Below are 16,397 nucleotides of genomic sequence, written 5' to 3' on the forward strand. Positions count from 1 at the left end.
CTATCCCCCTTGCCTACTCCTGAACAGGAGGCACCCGGTGCCTGGTGGCTTGTTCATAGCCGTAAGCGATCTTGATCAGCGTCGGCTCGCTGAACGCCCGGCCGATAAAAGAAATCCCCTGAGGCCCTTTTGTGGTATAACCCCCGGGTGCAATGACCCCGTGCTCGGCGAATCCGCCCGGCACGGTAATGACCGGGAAACCGGCCCGTGCCGCCAGGTCATCGCCCCCTTCACTCCCCAGAAACAAGAGGGCATCCAGCTTATGCTCATCGAAAGCCCCGTTCAGCCCCTGCCTTGCCTGACTGATGCTGCGCTTCAGGCTGTCGATATACTCCTTTTCGGTCAGTGTGCCGCTGGTAGCTTCCGAATGGATCAGAACGTCCTGCCCGTAGCGGAGGCAGGTATCCGCATGCTCTTCATTGAACCGGATCACCTCTTCGAGAGAATGCACCGGCACGGTTTCCGGCAAGCGGGACAAGTAGTCATTGACCCCTTTTTTAAATTCATAGGTCAGCACATGCCCATCCCACTCCGCCTGCTCGCAGGATAATTCAACCGGGTCGATGATCTCCGCTCCCTTCTCCTTCAGCACCTTGATCGCGGCTTCGATGATATTCAGCCGATCCTCATCCAGATCCTGATAGTAAAACCTCGGAATCCCAATTCTCGCCTGCGGGAGAAATTCGGCATCCAGAAACGGCGTATAGTCCGTATAAAATTGGCCACTGCTGCCGTGTGTCACCTCGTCCTCCGGATCTACGCCGGTCAAAGCGCCAAGCAGCACCGCCGCGTCGGCCACCGTTCGGGCCATGGGGCCTGCCGTATCCTGCGTATGCGATATCGGGATAATGCCAGCTCGGCTTACTAACCCGATCGTCGGTTTGATTCCGACGATATTGTTCTGGCTGGCCGGACTGATGATCGACCCGGAGGTCTCCGTGCCGATGGCGGCCGCGGCCAGATTCGCCGCCACCGCGCTGGCTGAGCCGGAGCTCGAGCCGCCGACAAACAGTTCGCCGGGCCCGTAAGGGTTCAGACATAACCCGGCCCGGCTGCTGTAACCTGACCACATCGTGCTGGACATAAAGTTGGCCCACTCGGTCATATTGGCTTTTCCGAGCAATACCGCCCCGGCGGCCCGCAATTTTTCCGCCACGAAGGAGTCCTTCACGGCTATCGAATCCGCCAGCGCCAACGCCCCTGCGCTGGTATGCATCGCATCCCGCGTAGCAATGTTGTCCTTTAACAGAATCGGGATGCCGTGCAGCGGCCCGCGGGTGCCGATTTCGTACCGCTCTTCGTCGAGCGCCCGCGCGATATCCAGAGCCTCTGGATTCACTTCGATGATCGTTTTCAGTTTTCCATCAAACTGCCGGATTCGTTCCAAATACAGCTGGACCAGCTCTTCCGAAGTGATGGTGCCGGTATTCATCGCTTCCTGCATGCCGGCGATATCGGCCTCCACGATCCACTCAGCCGGGTTTATTGGACTGCTGCTCATTATAATCGCCCCCTGGGTAAGCTGCCTTCGTCAGCATGTATCTGCTTACCATTTTTCGTAACACTTGATCTGTATAACCGCTTTTTTCTTTTGTATTCTATAGGCCGCTAGTATTTTGCAGCACGATGCGCCAGCCGTCCGGGTCACAGATGGTGATGCCGTTAACGTCCCAGTACGGGTTCTCGGCTTTGACAGCCGGGTAACCCATCGCCTGAAGACGCTGTGCGACGGCATTTCGCTTGTCGGCATCCGGTATGTAAAACACCAGCAGATTGTCCGCTGAAGGCGGCGGCACGGGAACCCCGTGTTCATGCTGCGTAAATTCGAGATGATAGGAGGAATCCGGCAAGCCGAACATCACGCCGTCATAGCCTTGGTGCTGCTGAAACGAGCCGATGACCGGCAGTCCGAGACCCTCATGATAGAACTGTTTGATTTTCTCGATTTGGTGCGTCGGGCGCGCCACCCGGAACTGAACGGCCGGCATCTGCTCCGACCAGACAGGGTTGTTGTCCATGATTGACCTCCTATATAGTAAAGTCATACCAACTCATTTCATTTTCGAGAAAGAAGGTACACTTAATGATTATTTACCAGGACCATCTGCAGGGAATCACGGAGTCATCGGTTGCCCCCGGCTTTTTCGACGGCTGGCCCAACCCGCCCTCGCCCGCTGTGCTGATCCGGGTGCTTGCGAACTCTACCTTTATCATACTGGCTATCGATTCCGATACCAAGCGAATGATTGGTTTTATTAATTGTTTATCAGACAAAGTATTAACGGCCTATATTCCTTTACTTGAAGTGATTCCGGAATATCAGGGCCGGGGGATCGGCAAGGAGCTGACGGCACGGATGCTGGAGAGGCTGAAGGGGCTGTATATGGTGGATTTGCTGTGCGATCCGGATGTGCAGGAGTTTTACGCCCGTTTGGGTATGAAAAAAGCAACGGGCATGCTGATGAGGAACTACGAGCATCAATCAGGGGCCGGGCAATAGGAATAGGCGGCTCCGGGTCTTCCGAACTCGAGGAGGGTGTTCCCCATGGACGACTTCTTCCTGATACAGGCGCGTTTACACGCCTTCATTGTTCCCCTTCCGATTCGCCGGCAGGCTGCTTCAGCGCCTCCTCCAGCACCAGTCCCAATAAGGCATGATCAATAACATAACGAAACTCTTCAGGCTCCACCCAAATTCGGGCCAGGCACTCGTTTTCCCGGTTAAACGGCAGGCATTCCTCAATGTCCATCCGGTAAAACAGCTGGTAGCCGACCAGCGGATATTTGCCGTTCGGGTCAAAATGCTCGTTCTCCTCGTGGCTCACTTCCATCATCCCGATGTACACGGCACGACCGCGGACGCTGCCTTCCTCCAGCACCTCACGGTGAAACGCCTCCTCCGGCGTCTCGCCCGGCTCGACATGCCCGCCGGGGATATCAAAACCGCGCCCGTCCACATGGACGGCCAGCACGTTACCCCGCAGCATACAGATGCCGTGAACGCTGGTCACTTTGGCCGGATCCGGCATGTCCTTCGTTGGGATCCAGGTCAGCTTGACCGGCTGGCCGCCCCATTCTACGCGTATCGTTTGACTCACAGATATAAACCTCCTTCATTGCAGTGCACGATGCTTGCCGTCAGCCTTTGCTCACATCTCTAAAATGAGGGCAGCAGATATTTGATTCTCTTTCCACACCGCCCAAAGTACCTTAATATGGGAATGAATACTTGGGAGGTGACTACTATTCCTCGTAAACCACTATTAAAATTAATTCTCCGCCGCCGCGCTCTGATCCTGCCCTTCGCACTCCTGGCCGTAGCCCTTACCATTTTCGGCCCGGTCCAGAATACCCTTATATCTAAAAGAACCGACAGCCCGCTCTTGCAGGCCATCGGTTCTTTCAGGAAATGATCTCTATCGACCCGTGTTTTGGCTTTATTTCCCGGCAATCCGCCGGTACGTCGCCTCATCGGCAACCACATACAGCCTCGCATCGGCCGGAATCGGCTCGCTTAACCGCCGGTTGATCGACATGTCGTTCCGGTCGGCCAGCAGGGTGGCGCCCTGCCCTAGCAGAGCCTGAAACGCTTCGCCGTAGGTTTTCCAAGCCGGATTGCACGGGACTTCGTAGATATCGTCCCCGTGCTCGCGGCTGATCAGCTGGCTGATCACCGCCGAATTCCCCTCCTGCAGCGCAGCCCGCACCGCCAGGCTGGAGATCGCATCGTGGGACAGCACGAATTCGTTGACCTGGACAAACCGGAAGTTCTGAATGTGCTTCTCGTGCATAATTTCCACCGTCGTGTGCACCTCGGGCGCGATCCGTTCGATGCTGGAGGCGATCAGCAGCGACTTGCCGTCGGTCAGCGATGTTTCCTCGATCCGGGTATCGGCAAAAATAATGGCTGCCCGCGCCCGCTCAATCCCAGCCTTGATCAGCGTCTCCGCAGATGAAGGATCCCCGCTGACAAAATGCACCTGGTGCATCTGCAGCATCGGATGGCGGTCCGTTTCATCGACGATGACGATCTGCGCCTTCGGGTCGTACGTGAGGATCTCGTCGATGGCGGACCTCGCCTTTCGGCTCCAATTGATTAAAATGACATGATTGCCTCCGTGAAAATTCAACGTTCCCGCCTCCCTTTGGCGCTGAATGCCCGCGATGGAATCGATGATTTTACCGATGACCAAGCTGAGCAGCCCGATACCGAAGATGTATAGAAACAGCGTAAATATTTTACCGGCTACCGTAGCAGCAAAGAAGTCGCCGTACCCGACCGTGGCCATCGTCGTCATGACCCAGTACAGGGCATTAAACCAGCTGTGAAAGGTAGACGGCTCGAGCAGATAGGCAATCGTTGCGCTCACCGTTACAAAAATAACAATAATCAGGCCAATCGTCGTTTTGCGCATCCGCATCATCCGGGCGGATAGCCGGAGAAAAAAATGCAGCGGTCTCACCCTCTCTTCAACATGGCGGCTTTATTTACAGCCTTATACAATCAGACTGCTGATGGCAAAAGCCATGCCGACGAACACCATGGACAAGAGGACGGCGACGGCCGTGTTTCCCTTTTGCAGCTGCTCGGAAATTTTAAAGCCCGGGGTCACCAGTTCAAAGATCCAGTACACGGCGACCAGACACACATACCCGACGGCAAACCACATGGCCAAAAACCAAATGGACGTGTTCGTATAAGCCGCCACGCCGAGAATGATGGCCGTCCCCAAAAATTTGCCCCCAAGCGCGATGCCGACGGCCGTATTGCCTTTCTTCAGCTCTTCCATGTCCTTGAACGGCGTCATCCAGCTGAAGATCACCATTCCGAGCAGCTGCAGGATGATGATGACGATGACACTGACAACAATATTAACGACGACCATTAACTGGCCCACCCCCTGAATTTTGCGTATGCCGAATCGTAATCGGCGAAATCATGAACTTCCTCGAGTTTGACGGAAACTTTCTTCTTCTTCTCCAGTTCCTTGTAACGCGCATCGTCGATCGGCTGCTTGATCCGGTTGCCGGAAGGCAGCTCCACGACCGCAAAGTCCCGCGTCTGATCCTTGTATTTTGTTTGGTACACACCGACCAGGTCGACTTCGGTCGTCACGTTAACTTTCAGATTGGCCAAGTCCTTCTTGGCCTCCTCCTGCGTCTTGAACGTCTTGATCGTGTCCCAGGAGGACAGGCGGACATCGGTCTTCTGGTTGGCACCGGTCGTCATCTCGGCGTCCATGTACTGTAAAGACCAAATTTTGTCCCCTGTAGCATAGTTGCCGTCGTTAGGCATCAGCTCGTTGTCCGGAAGGACTGTCATGTCGCTGCCGATAAGATCGCCGACCGTTCCTTCGACGATCCGGTAATCCCAAGGCACCCGGGATACGTTCGTATCCTCCGACGTCGACACACTTGTATCGAATACGGAGGGTTCATTCGAAGAGCATCCGCTCAGCAGGAGCGCCGCCAGCAGGAACAATCCCAGACCCGTCCGGAAGAACTTGTGGTAAGTCTTCATTTATTTCACTCCCATCGCGATAAAATGGCTCGTATTCCCCGTAATCAATACGCCCGCTCTTCCGAGCAGCCCGCACGGCTGTCCGTTGATCACGAACATACCGGTCAGCAGGTGCCGCGGCCCTGCGGCGGTCTCAATCCGCGGTAGCTCCGCCCGCAGCTGATAGACGGACGGGAACAGGACGCTCGTGTCGAATCCGGCCTCGTCCTGGATATCCATCTCACCTTGTTCATTGAACATCCGCACCGACCCGCCCTCGCGGCCGAACATCGATTTGGACACATAGCTTCCCGAGAACACGGGCTTATTGTAGGTTGGCAAAATATATTTCTCCACCGTCTCCTGCTCCTGTTCGTCAAACAGGAGGCCCAGTTCATACAGACCCCAGGCCGCCGCCAGCAGTCCTTTGGACTGCAGCAGGATGCTGTGCGGTCCGTTAAAAAGCGCAAGCTTGCCGGTCTCGATCGCATAGGCGAGCGCGTCTCCGCCGTCGTCGACGGCCATCCACTCCTTCGGGTACAGCGCGAACATCCGCTTGATTTCCCGGCCCGTCGCGTCCTTGACGATCCCCTCGTCGATCCACAGATCGAGGCAGTCGACGCAGGTCACGGGAAGGCCGCTGTGCTTCACCAGCGCCTCGATCGTTCCCGAGTCCTCGAGGTGGCTGCCGTAGGCGACGCAGGCGGCGGTATCCGGGCGCTCCACCGCCCAAGCGGCCTTCACGAGCTCCTTCATCCGCCCGTTCGGCGTCGAAATTCCCGCTTCGCCGCACAGCCAGGGGGTCGCGATCGACGCTTCCACATAGCCGGTCGGCGTATCGGCGTTCAGCTCATACAGCTTGATGCTTCCGTCATGGCCGACCGCGTAATCGAACCGGGCATAGCGGCTGATCAGACCTTTTTCGGGAATCGGACAGTCGTCCAGCATATCCCACAAAATCTGCGGAATGCCGATCAGCTCATACAGGTCGCGGCGCTTGTGCACATAGCGGACCGTCTTGTCGAGCACGCCCCACAGCCTCGAGGAGGCCTCCTCGAGTTCGCGGTACGTCTCCCCGTTCATGACGACGATCTGGTCCAGCCAGTACTCCTCGTCCTCCAGATCGGCCCAGGCAAAGCCCAGCTGCCGCAGCTGCTCCACCCGCTCCGCGCGTTCGCCGGTTCCCGGGGCAAGCACCTCAAATACGCTGCTCATCCGCCAAAACCGCCGCTTCTGGAGCTGGAGTGGGAGCTCGAAGAGGAGCTGAATCCGCTTGACTTGCCGCCGATGCTGCCGGACGAAGACGACGTTCCTCTCCGGGTGATCGACCCGGTCGAAGTCGACGTTTTCGGGCGCACCGTCGAGCCGACGACCGGCTTGTTCTGGAACGTGCCGCTGGTATAGGACCGCGGCTTATACGTTTGGCTGGTGCCGGTGTAGTACGTCGGCCGGCCGTTGTAATAGTTGGTGGTAGAATAACTGGATCCGCTGTTGAACAGCATGTGGTACAGCAGCAGGTCATCCCAGCCGAATCCGGAATGAGCCGAGCCGTAATTGTTAATGACGGTCGTTCCGCCGCCCGACGATCCGGAGCCTGTCGACGCCGATTGCCCCTCCTTGTCTTCCTCCGGCTGCTCCTTAAGCGGAATGTTCCAGTCCGCGTTTTTATCAAAATACTGTTTTACTTCCTCTGTCGACCAGGAGACCAGGATCGGTTCATCCGCCGCGGTCTGGTCACCTGATGTATTGGCCGACGCTCCGGCCGCTGTCGCTCCCGGGATCAGAAAGGCATTGGCCAGCAGCGCTACGCCCAGGGACGTAGACAATACCCGGGCTGCCTTCCCTTCAACCGGAAACCGTCTTGATCCGGATTCGTCGCTCCGCTTCGCCTTTTCTTCGTTTGCCATGATCGCATCTCCTTTCGCCGAGTTCCCTGTTACTCGTTTCGTATCTGCACCAGCAAAAGCTCAAGCTTGCCGGTATCGACATTCAGCCTTCCCTCAATCGTTTCGTATTCCTTGCCGTCGACGACGATATAGTTGACATGCTCCAGCGCAGCCACCATATTCATGCCCCATCTGCGCTCTTCCATCGTCCGCAGGCTGCCGTTTGACATCTTCTCGACCAAAATGACATCCATCTCATTTCCCATTTTCGTTACACCCCTTATTTCATTGCTTTGTACTTTACAGCATTTTTTTACGTCGGATCTTCCAGCCGGTTCCAAATGATTTTCACTTCCGACTATGACAGGATGTACATATCCTCCCAAAACGCTCTCCATTCAAGCCTTGATGGCATTTTGTCAAATTTAAGTATAAATTGTCTGCTGCTGGAGGGAAACCAAAAGTTTGGGGTTTTTCCTGTTTTCCGAATCTTACCTGCCGACGCGATTGGAGAAATCGCAGTACGGTGATATGATTCAAAGCATTGAACACAACGCTCGCAGTGAAAAGGGACGTCCTTAACGAGTCTTGTGGCCTACGATAAAAGGCTGCCCCGGATTAAACGGAGCAGCCTTTTGCCGCAGCGTTACTCTTATACGAATTGGGCTTGTCCTCCCGGATGTGAACGCGACCAGGCGCGGAATGGAGCACTCCAACCGGATCCGAGCTCCCCTGAGCTCAGCCTCCCTTTTGCTTCGTCTTGTTGATCATCGCGCGGCTCTTCTCCAGGTAGTCCACCGACTGGTCATAGCTGCGGCTGGCGACACCCAGGTACAGCATATCGATGATGTTCAGCTGGGTGATCCGGGAGGCGGTCGCCCCGCTGCGGATATCGTTTTCGGTCGATGATGTGTACAGCTGGATGTCGGCAATCTCGCTCAGCGGCGAGTTTCCGTATTTCGTAATGCAGATCGTCACCGCCCCCGCCTCCTTGGCGGCTTTCATACCGGAGATGACATAGTCAGTTTTGCCGGAATACGAAATGCCGACGGCGGCATCCCGCTCCGTGAGCAGCACCGAAGAGGTCAGCTGCAGATGCGGGTCGGCAAACGAAAAGCTTGGCTTGTTGATCCGCAGAAACTTGTGCTGCGCATCTTGGGCAATGAGGTTCGAGGCGCCGATCCCGAAGAAAAAAATCCGCTCCGCCCGGCCGAGCGCCTCGATCGCCCGTTCAACCATGTGCTTGTCCAGCACCTTAACCGTGTTGCGGATCGACTGAATATTGTTATTCGTCACATTATGAATAATGGCATCCACCGAGTCATGCGGGCGGATCTCCTGATACCCTCCGGGCTCCTCCTGGCCTTCCTGCAGATCGCCCGCCACCTTGAGCATCAGCTCCTGGTAGCTCTTAAATCCGGCCGATTTGCACAGTCTAACGACGGCGGCCTGGCTTCCCCCGCTCCGACGGGACAACTCGGCGATCGAAAGCCCGATCATCTCGCCCGGGTGCTGCAGAATAAAATCGGCCACCTTGCGCTCCGATGGTGTAATGTCATCCAGAATTTCCCGCAGTCGGACAATTCCTCCGTTCATGTCATTCCTCACTTTCGCTGGCTCGAAAATACGGATCCGTTATGATCCGCTGACCTTCACAAAACTGGAAAATGTTCACAGACCTTATCCCTCTATTTTAAAGGAATCATACTCCCGAGATAAAGTGATTTTTTAAAGATATCCGTATGCATCCGAGGTTCCACCATCTCCGAGATCCGGCCTGGTTGTCGCCCGATGAGTCTGATGGCAGAATACACCTGATTTTACCAGCGTGGTTTGGAACGGGCTGACCAAGAGAAAGGTGAGATGAGCTGAGATGAGTGTAGACATCATTAAAAAAGGAGCCGTTTGCGATAGCGCAGACTGCTCCTTTTTTTGATTTCAGAAAGGATACGTGGCGGTTTGAAGGGTATCCGCTTATCGATGGTCAAACAGGATCTCCGCAGTGAGTTGGATGTGCGCCTTAAAAATCTCGACGGCACGATCGCCGTCACGGCTTACTACGGCATCCGCTAATGCCTTATGTTCGGCGCGGCCATCACGAACGGACTGCTGCGGGGGTGAATAATGCCGATAAAACTCGCTTAAATCCCACAGGCGTCTGCAAATATCCAGAAGCACCGGATTGGGACATGCAGCGATAAGTTCGTAATGAAATTGACGGTGAATGTCGGACCACTCTTCGCGAACGACGAGCTTTGGATGACCATCCTCGTACTCGGGTGTTTGCGATAGTTTATGGTGAACAGCGATGACATTGGATTCCCATGTGAGATCGCCGTGAGCGATGGACAGGCGTAAGGCTGCGGATTCATTGATCAACCGCGCTTCTATGATGCTTTTCAGTTCTTCTTCCGACGCCGTCTTCACGGAAAATCCGTGATTCGGGTTCTGTATGACGAGGCCTTGGGTCGCTAAACGGGTTAGCGCTTCCCGAACGACGGCAACCGAGACTTCGAAACCTTTGGCTAATTCCGAAACGGTTAACGGAGCGCCCGGTTCATATTGTCCGTCCAAAATATCATACCTCAGTTTTTTTGTGACATTTTCACTTAAAGTGGACGAACCGTTTCTCTTGGCCATGAAGCCGACACCATCCTTTATGCATATCGGGATTGTACACGTTTAAATAATTTACACCGAAACCTACAAAAAAACAAGAAATAAATCGATAATAAATATCCAAAACGATTTCTATTTACAGAATCGATTCTTGTGTATATAATCGACTCATACAAAAAAGGAGGAGTTTAAATGAACAACAACCCATTTGCCAAATTGCCGGAAGTTGAAGCCTTTCGGTTAACGAGTCATGATATTGCGGAGGGCCTTCCCCTTCCTCCCCAGCACTACGCGTCTGGAGTGGAGGGTGGTAAAGATCTATCGCCCCATTTGAAATGGTCCGGTGCACCCGAAGGGACGAAGAGCTACGCCGTAACCGCATATGACCCGGATGCCCCGACCGGATCGGGCTTCTGGCACTGGGCCGTCATCAACATCCCTGCCAATGTCACCGAGCTGCCGACTGGCGCAGGCGACGAGCATGGCAGCGGTTTGCCGCAAGGCGCCCTGCAGCTGCCGAACGATGCCCGGCTCGAACGCTTTATCGGTGCGGCGCCTCCAGCGGGACATGGTCCGCATCGGTATTATTTTGTCGTTCATGCGCTGGATGTCGAGGATATCGGCGTTGATCGCAGCGCCACGCCAGCCGTCTTAGGATTCACCATGCTGGGTCATACGCTGGGGAGAGCCGTGCTCGTGGCTACAGGGGAAAGCAAGTAACCCAAACCGTTTGTCGATGGAATGAAAAAAGAGTTCGTTTGCGTTGTTGCCGGTATAGAGCATCGAGGCAGGAACCGCACGACAAATGCACCAAGCGAAGCCGAGTTAAGTACGGAGGTGGCTGTGAGATTGAACGATCCAATTCATCAAAGCATATGCCCCCTGTGCCATCAGCCGATTAAAGATTTGAAGCACACGATCATATGCGGCTGTGGGAGCAAGATTAAAAACACCATCAAATTCAAATAACCCCTTAAGCAAAAAAGGTACCCGTACACTAAACACTTTTTGAAGTGTCAGTGTACGGGTACCTTTTCATTTCCCTAACCTTTTTTATAGCAAACGGCGGCACGGTTTACCCCTGCGTTCGGTCTTCAACCTGACGCCGCTCAAGGCTAGCCCTTTTCCTTATCTCGCTTCAATCTTTTTCTCTATACACCATTTGATCACGTACAAAAAGGCGACGCACAGCAGCCCCTCAAACACGATGGAGCCCCAGGTTTGCCAGGCAGACAGGAGACCCGGCAGCTCCCGGGCCAACACGCCGGACTGAGAGCTCCACTCCAGATCCACGCTTCCGAACAACGCGGACGAATCCTGGCCGAACAGAAAGTCTTCAACATAAGACAGGACGATGGTCAGGACGATAAAAATCAGCAGTCCGATCCAAAACACGCCTTTGGTCACCAGGCTGCGCGCCAAGGCGATCGTCACATAAAAGGTTAAAAAGCCGTATACGAGCAGAAACAGATATTCGACAACGATCAGCACGATGGCCCAGACCGGAATCTGGCCGGCCCAGCTGAATCCGCCCCCTAAGTTGACCACCATATAGGCAGTGAATGCCGCGCCAATTACGGTCAGCACCAGCGAGTTCAGCAGTCCGTACAGCAGGGAAGCTCCCACGTAAGACAAGGCACCTACCGGTACGAGCCGGCGGCTGACCGTGGTGATGTTGTAGTCGAACACACGGAGGCTGGAAATGAAGTAAATCACCGCGACTGCGCCGAAGAACAGAACCGAGAGGACAATTTTCACTTCATCCGTAGCCCTGGACCAGAGGAGGACGAACTCGCACAGGAGGAGAATCGCCATTCCGCCGAGCAGCAGCGTCGCGTTGCGCTTTAAATCGTATTTTAACAGCTTGATCATTCGCCAAACACCTCTTTAAACAGATCGTCAATGCCTTTTCCACGGTTGATGCGGATGCTCTCGACTTCCTCGTGCAGGACGATGACGCCGTCTTGGATAAACATGACTTCATCAAAAATCCGCTCCATATCGCGCACCAGATGCGTGCTGACAATCAGGCTGCTGTCTTCGCTGTAGAAGCGGACGATCGCGTCCAGAATTTTACCCCGGGCCACCGGATCCACGCCGCCGATCGGCTCGTCGAGCAGATACAGGTTCACTTGGCGGGAGAGGGCCAGCGTCAGCTGCAGCCGTTCGCCCATGCCCTTGGAAAGGGAGCTGACCCGGTCGTTCTCCTTCAAATTCATAAAGTCGAGCATCTCGCGCGCCTTTTCCAAGTCGAAATCATCATAGAAATCCCGGTAAAAAGCAACCGCATCCTTCACCCGCATCCAGCTCTCCGTCAGCGGAAGGTCCGGCATATAAGAGATCAGGCTGCGCGTCTCCTTGCCCACCGGCTTGCCCAGCACGGAAATGCTTCCCGTCGTAGGCAGCGTCAGCCCGGCGGCGATCCGCATCAGCGTGCTCTTCCCGCTGCCGTTCGACCCGAGCAGGCCGACGATCCGTCCCGTTCCGATGCGCAGTGACACGCTGTTCAGAGCCAGCTTGCCTCCGTATTTCTTGGATACGCCGTCAACTTTGAGCAGTGTTTCCACCCTTAGCCCCCTCCTTTACGCTTTGCTTTCGGTCCTCCGCGACCGCCTCGCTTACGATGGAGACGATGTCTTGATTTTTGAACCCCAGCTCCTGCATGCCATGGATAAACTGGTGAAGCAATTCGCCCGCCATTTCCTTTTTAATCGCCATAATCTTCGATTCCTCGCTTGTCACATATCTTCCCAGCCCGCGCCGGGTCTCTACGACTTCCTCGCGTTCCAGCTCCTGAAACGTGCGCTGGATCGTGTTCGGGTTGATCTGCAGGTCGGCCGCCAGTTCCCTTACGGAAGGAATTTTATCGCCCGGCTGCAGAATGCCTGAGACAATTTGTCTCTTGATATGGTTCATGATTTGCAGATAGATCGGCAAATTGTTGTCGAATTCAATACTCACTTCAGGACAGACTCCTTTCGCCGTCAGCTTACGTTCCCGCGCATCAGGCTATATCACGTTTCTTAAACGTAACAAAGCTGGCGACAAGAAACAAGACGAGATATGCCGCCAGAACGGCGATGGAAAAGCCCAGGCTCATCCCCTGGATCGGTGCGTGACCGCCCTGACTGTACACCGACAGGTCTGCGTTCGGGAACAGCACGTATTTATAGAAGCTTTTCGGAATAACGATTCCGCTGAACATCACCGAGGCCATGCCTACGCCCATCGCGGCTCCCGTCGACCGGGTCAGCACCCCCATCATAAAGGCAAGCGTCATGAAAATGATGCTGTACACCAGCGTGCTGCCTCCGGCCACCAGCACATCCCGCCAGCCGGCTTCCCCTGCATCCGTGCCGAAGAAGAACGCACCCGCTGCAAAGCTCAGCACCGTCAACCATACGGCAAGCGACAGTGTAAACAGGACGGCCGCCGTGTACTTGGATGCCAGAACTGCGGACCGGCTCTGCCCGCGGATCAGCAGGAACTTGATCGTTCCTTGGTTGTGCTCCCCGGATACGATGCCGGCCGTGAAGATGATCGCCAGCATGGCCGTCATTTGGCCAAAGCCGTTCATACCCGCCATCAACACCGTATAATCCAGGGCGCTCGCCCCTGTCATCATCTCGCCACCCCAACGCTTCAGAATCCAGCCCAGGGCGATCGCAGCCACCGCAGCGATGGCATAAGGAATGAAGAAGCTGCGCTTCTTGGCCATCTTGAGCCATTCGTTGACCACCAGTAAAGAAAAACTACGCAATTTGGTTTCCTCCCGTCCATTTCAGGAATTCGTCTTCTAGGGACTGCTTGAGCTCGGTAATGAGGTAAATCGGGATCCGGCCGGTGCCCAGCCGCTCCACTACCCCCGGAATGTTCTTGTACTGCAAGGAAAGTATCAGCTCGCTTTGTTCCGGGTTCACCGCGAGTACCTCGGCCAGATCCAGCCCTTCGAGCAATCTCTTGGCCTCTTCGAGGCGGCCGACGCGGAACATGACGCGCATCGCTTCCTGCTGCCCTGGCTGCTCCGCTTCCCCGCTGCCTCCGCCAATGGAGCGGACCGTCACCAGCTTGCCGTCTTGAATGACGACGACCCGGCTGCACAGCTGCTCCATTTCAAGCAGGAGGTGACTCGACACCAGGATGGAGATGCCTTCTTCGCGGGCGATATTTTTGAGATAGTCACGCATCTCCCGGATGCCCGCCGGATCCAGGCCGTTCGTCGGCTCATCCAGAATGAGGACCGACGGTTCATGCAGCAGTGCCTGGGCGATGCCGAGCCGCTGGCGCATGCCGAGCGAGTAGGCTTTGACCTTCTTCTTCATGGCCTGCTCCAGCCCCACGAGCCGGACAACCTCGTCGATCCGCTCCCGGCTGATCCAGGGATTCATCCGCTGGTACTGCTTCAAATTATCGTATCCGGTCATATACGGGTAGAACTCCGGGTTCTCGATAATCGCCCCGATATGGCGGATCGCCTGCTTCCATTCGCGGCGGATGCTGCTCCCACGGACCAGCACATCTCCTTCCGTCATCCCGATCAATCCGGCGATCATGCGGATGGTTGTCGTCTTGCCCGCACCGTTGGGCCCCAGCAGGCCTACCACTTCGCCTTTATGCACATCAAAAGAAAGCTGGCTGACGATCCACTTGCTTCCGATCCGTTTCGATACCCCTTGGAGTGAAAGAACCGGCGCATCGGCATCCGCCTGCATATTTGTTCGATGGTTCATGCTCACAACTCCCTTGTATTAGTGTTATAGTTGGATAGTACACTAGAACATTAAGATTGTAAAGCCCAATCATTGTGTTTCGGAGTGAATTTTCTCTGTGTCACTCCCTCCAAGCCGCGCAGTTTGTAGGAAAATTTGAGTTAAAAAAATCGGCGACCACTCTCCGGTTGAATACCGGAAGCGATCGCCGTGCAATGTAATCCTCTTTTATACTTTTCAATCGGTGCAGGCCGTTTCTCATGTGACAAGCTGGTTTTTATTATAAAACGGCCTATCTACTAGTTACGCTTCAAACATGACCGTTAAAGCGCTCTTGGGCGGCATTTCAAGCTGCAATGCCTCTTTTCCGTGCAGTTGAACAGCTACACTCTCCGATGCTTCGCTGTCGTTAAACATAACGGCTGCAATAGAGCCATCCGTATTTTTAAAGGCAACCGAGCGGATCAGATCATTGCTGGTCGAAGCAATACGCCGCGCTTTCGGACGGATCCCCTTGCTGAAATGCGCCAGCGCATAGTAGTCCAGCGTATAGGTTAGTTCCTTCGTCTGTTGATTCACGGTCACAATACCGCGACAGGTGCTTGTACCAAAGCCGGGTACGGTAGGGCCATTCTTCTCATCCAGTGCCATATTCCACAAGACGTAAGACTTGCTGTGATTGCGGAGAATCTCGATACCTGTTCGCATGACATTCGAGAAGGCTTGCTCAAACGGCGGAATCCACTCCCCGCCTGATCCTTCCGTAAAATGAACCTCTTTATCAGGGAAAGCTTCGAATACGTCCGATTGGGCTGACGGCTTACCGCCGTACCAGTGCCAGGCTACACCATCCACCGCATCGCCGGCCTGCTCTAACACCGTCAGCGGGTAGCCGGGTTTATCCCAATTGTGATCATAGCAGAGGATTTTCGTATCGATATGATTTTTCACGAATTGCGGCTTCAGGTGATTCTTAATGAAATCACTTTGTGCCTCAGGCAGCATGATCATGCCGGGATAATGACCCGGTGAATACAAGGCCTCATTTTGTGGGGTAACCGCATAGATAGGCAGACCTTTTGAAGCATACTCCTGAATATAACGAACGAAGTAATTGGCATAAACCGAATAGCACTCTTGCTTCAGCTCCCCGCCGATCATCGACCCGCTAGTCTTCATCCAGCCTGGCGGACTCCAAGGCGAACCCATCAGCTTGATTTCCGGATTCAATCGCAGCGCTTCCTGCAGGAGTGGAATAATATCATCCTCATCGTGTGCAATGGAGAACTGCTTCAGCTCCATATCGGACTGGCCTTCCGGCAGATCATTATAGCTGTAGAAGTCACGTGCATAATCAGATGCGCCCATGGGCTGGCGCAGTACCGACAAACCAATCCCTTCGTTCGGATCGAACAATTGGGTCATAAGCTCCGAACGCTGCTCGGCCCCCAGTACTTGATGAATCAGATAAGCCGCGGAATCCGTGAAGGACGCACCAAAGCCATCCATCTCCTGATACGTCTGCTCCTCATCGATAACAACCGTATTCAGCGGTGCAGTGGGAGATACAGGCGAAAGCTCCTCCTTGGTTTTCTTAATGAATAATTCCTTTTCCCCATTCGACTGGTAGATTGTCATGTTCAGCATGTTGTTCCCTCCAGATTTCTATATATCGTTTCCTAT

General features: G+C 54.7%; 19 protein-coding genes. 2 read left to right on the forward strand and 17 right to left on the reverse strand.

Annotated features, from left to right (window positions below; translation table 11 throughout):
* Positions 1–13: 13 nt before the first annotated feature.
* Together C7820_RS21910 and C7820_RS21915 are read right to left on the reverse strand one after the other, a co-directional pair.
* Entirely contained in the window at positions 14–1,501 is a 1,488-nt protein-coding gene (locus C7820_RS21910) for an amidase family protein (RefSeq protein ID WP_116232848.1), read from the reverse strand.
* Positions 1,502–1,598: 97 nt separating this feature from the next.
* Positions 1,599–2,018 (reverse strand): VOC family protein, encoded by a 420-nt coding sequence (locus C7820_RS21915; RefSeq protein ID WP_116232849.1) that lies wholly within the window; start codon positions 2,016–2,018, stop codon positions 1,599–1,601.
* A 65-nt stretch (positions 2,019–2,083) separates the two neighbouring features.
* On the opposite strand from C7820_RS21915, the gene C7820_RS21920 reads away from it, so the two are divergent.
* Complete coding sequence (locus C7820_RS21920) at positions 2,084–2,500, forward strand: GNAT family N-acetyltransferase (protein WP_116232850.1); 417 nt, start codon at positions 2,084–2,086, stop codon at positions 2,498–2,500.
* A gap of 85 nt (positions 2,501–2,585) precedes the next feature.
* Here C7820_RS21920 and C7820_RS21925 read toward each other — a convergent pair whose 3' ends face one another.
* From C7820_RS21925 to C7820_RS21970, 9 genes are all read right to left on the reverse strand, one after another.
* Positions 2,586–3,098, reverse strand: a complete 513-nt coding sequence (locus tag C7820_RS21925; protein ID WP_251678017.1) for an NUDIX domain-containing protein — start codon at positions 3,096–3,098, stop codon at positions 2,586–2,588.
* Positions 3,099–3,437: 339 nt separating this feature from the next.
* A complete protein-coding gene (locus C7820_RS21935; protein WP_397334206.1) occupies positions 3,438–4,415 on the reverse strand; it encodes a potassium channel family protein in 978 nt (325 codons plus the stop codon).
* 81 nt (positions 4,416–4,496) lie between these two features.
* Positions 4,497–4,886, reverse strand: a complete 390-nt coding sequence (locus tag C7820_RS21940; RefSeq protein WP_116232853.1) for a DUF350 domain-containing protein — start codon at positions 4,884–4,886, stop codon at positions 4,497–4,499.
* Positions 4,886–5,521, reverse strand: coding sequence for a hypothetical protein (locus C7820_RS21945; protein WP_116232854.1), 636 nt, complete (start codon positions 5,519–5,521; stop codon positions 4,886–4,888). Before C7820_RS21945 ends, C7820_RS21940 begins: the two co-directional genes overlap by 1 nt.
* Positions 5,522–6,715, reverse strand: a complete 1,194-nt coding sequence (locus C7820_RS21950) for a glutathionylspermidine synthase family protein (RefSeq protein ID WP_116232855.1) — start codon at positions 6,713–6,715, stop codon at positions 5,522–5,524.
* On the reverse strand, positions 6,712–7,407 hold the full coding sequence (locus C7820_RS21955; protein ID WP_105445735.1) for a hypothetical protein: 696 nt from the start codon (positions 7,405–7,407) through the stop codon (positions 6,712–6,714). Before C7820_RS21955 ends, C7820_RS21950 begins: the two co-directional genes overlap by 4 nt.
* A 29-nt stretch (positions 7,408–7,436) precedes the next feature.
* The gene (locus C7820_RS21960; protein ID WP_105445736.1) at positions 7,437–7,652 is read right to left on the reverse strand and encodes a hypothetical protein; all 216 of its coding nucleotides are present in this window, start codon (positions 7,650–7,652) and stop codon (positions 7,437–7,439) included.
* 472 nt (positions 7,653–8,124) lie between these two features.
* Entirely contained in the window at positions 8,125–8,982 is an 858-nt protein-coding gene (locus C7820_RS21965; RefSeq protein ID WP_116232856.1) for a MurR/RpiR family transcriptional regulator, read from the reverse strand.
* Between the two features lie 378 nt (positions 8,983–9,360).
* Complete coding sequence (locus tag C7820_RS21970; RefSeq protein WP_116232857.1) at positions 9,361–10,026, reverse strand: GntR family transcriptional regulator; 666 nt, start codon at positions 10,024–10,026, stop codon at positions 9,361–9,363.
* A gap of 171 nt (positions 10,027–10,197) precedes the next feature.
* Here C7820_RS21970 and C7820_RS21975 point away from each other — a divergent pair, with 171 nt between their 5' ends.
* Positions 10,198–10,725, forward strand: a complete 528-nt coding sequence (locus C7820_RS21975; RefSeq protein ID WP_116232858.1) for a YbhB/YbcL family Raf kinase inhibitor-like protein — start codon at positions 10,198–10,200, stop codon at positions 10,723–10,725.
* Positions 10,726–11,133: 408 nt separating this feature from the next.
* Here the strand turns inward: C7820_RS21975 and C7820_RS21985 are convergent, their stop codons facing one another.
* From C7820_RS21985 to C7820_RS22010, 6 genes are all read right to left on the reverse strand, one after another.
* Entirely contained in the window at positions 11,134–11,877 is a 744-nt protein-coding gene (locus tag C7820_RS21985; protein ID WP_116232860.1) for a hypothetical protein, read from the reverse strand.
* Entirely contained in the window at positions 11,874–12,572 is a 699-nt protein-coding gene (locus tag C7820_RS21990; RefSeq protein ID WP_116232861.1) for an ABC transporter ATP-binding protein, read from the reverse strand. The genes C7820_RS21985 and C7820_RS21990 overlap by 4 nt, the downstream gene beginning before the upstream one ends.
* Positions 12,550–12,966, reverse strand: coding sequence for a GntR family transcriptional regulator (locus C7820_RS21995; RefSeq protein WP_116232862.1), 417 nt, complete (start codon positions 12,964–12,966; stop codon positions 12,550–12,552). The genes C7820_RS21990 and C7820_RS21995 overlap by 23 nt, the downstream gene beginning before the upstream one ends.
* 43 nt (positions 12,967–13,009) lie before the next feature.
* Positions 13,010–13,765 (reverse strand): ABC transporter permease, encoded by a 756-nt coding sequence (locus C7820_RS22000; RefSeq protein WP_116232863.1) that lies wholly within the window; start codon positions 13,763–13,765, stop codon positions 13,010–13,012.
* On the reverse strand, positions 13,758–14,735 hold the full coding sequence (locus tag C7820_RS22005) for an ABC transporter ATP-binding protein (RefSeq protein WP_258875345.1): 978 nt from the start codon (positions 14,733–14,735) through the stop codon (positions 13,758–13,760). The genes C7820_RS22000 and C7820_RS22005 overlap by 8 nt, the downstream gene beginning before the upstream one ends.
* A gap of 282 nt (positions 14,736–15,017) precedes the next feature.
* Positions 15,018–16,361 carry a glycoside hydrolase family 30 protein gene (locus C7820_RS22010; RefSeq protein WP_116232864.1) on the reverse strand — a complete coding sequence of 448 codons (1,344 nt, stop codon included), beginning with the start codon at positions 16,359–16,361 and terminating at the stop codon, positions 15,018–15,020.
* Between the last annotated feature and the right edge of the window lie 36 nt (positions 16,362–16,397).

Origin of the sequence: Paenibacillus sp. VMFN-D1 (assembly GCF_003386155.1) — a bacterium.
Taxonomy (GTDB): Bacteria; Bacillota; Bacilli; order Paenibacillales; family Paenibacillaceae; genus Paenibacillus_AQ; species Paenibacillus_AQ favisporus.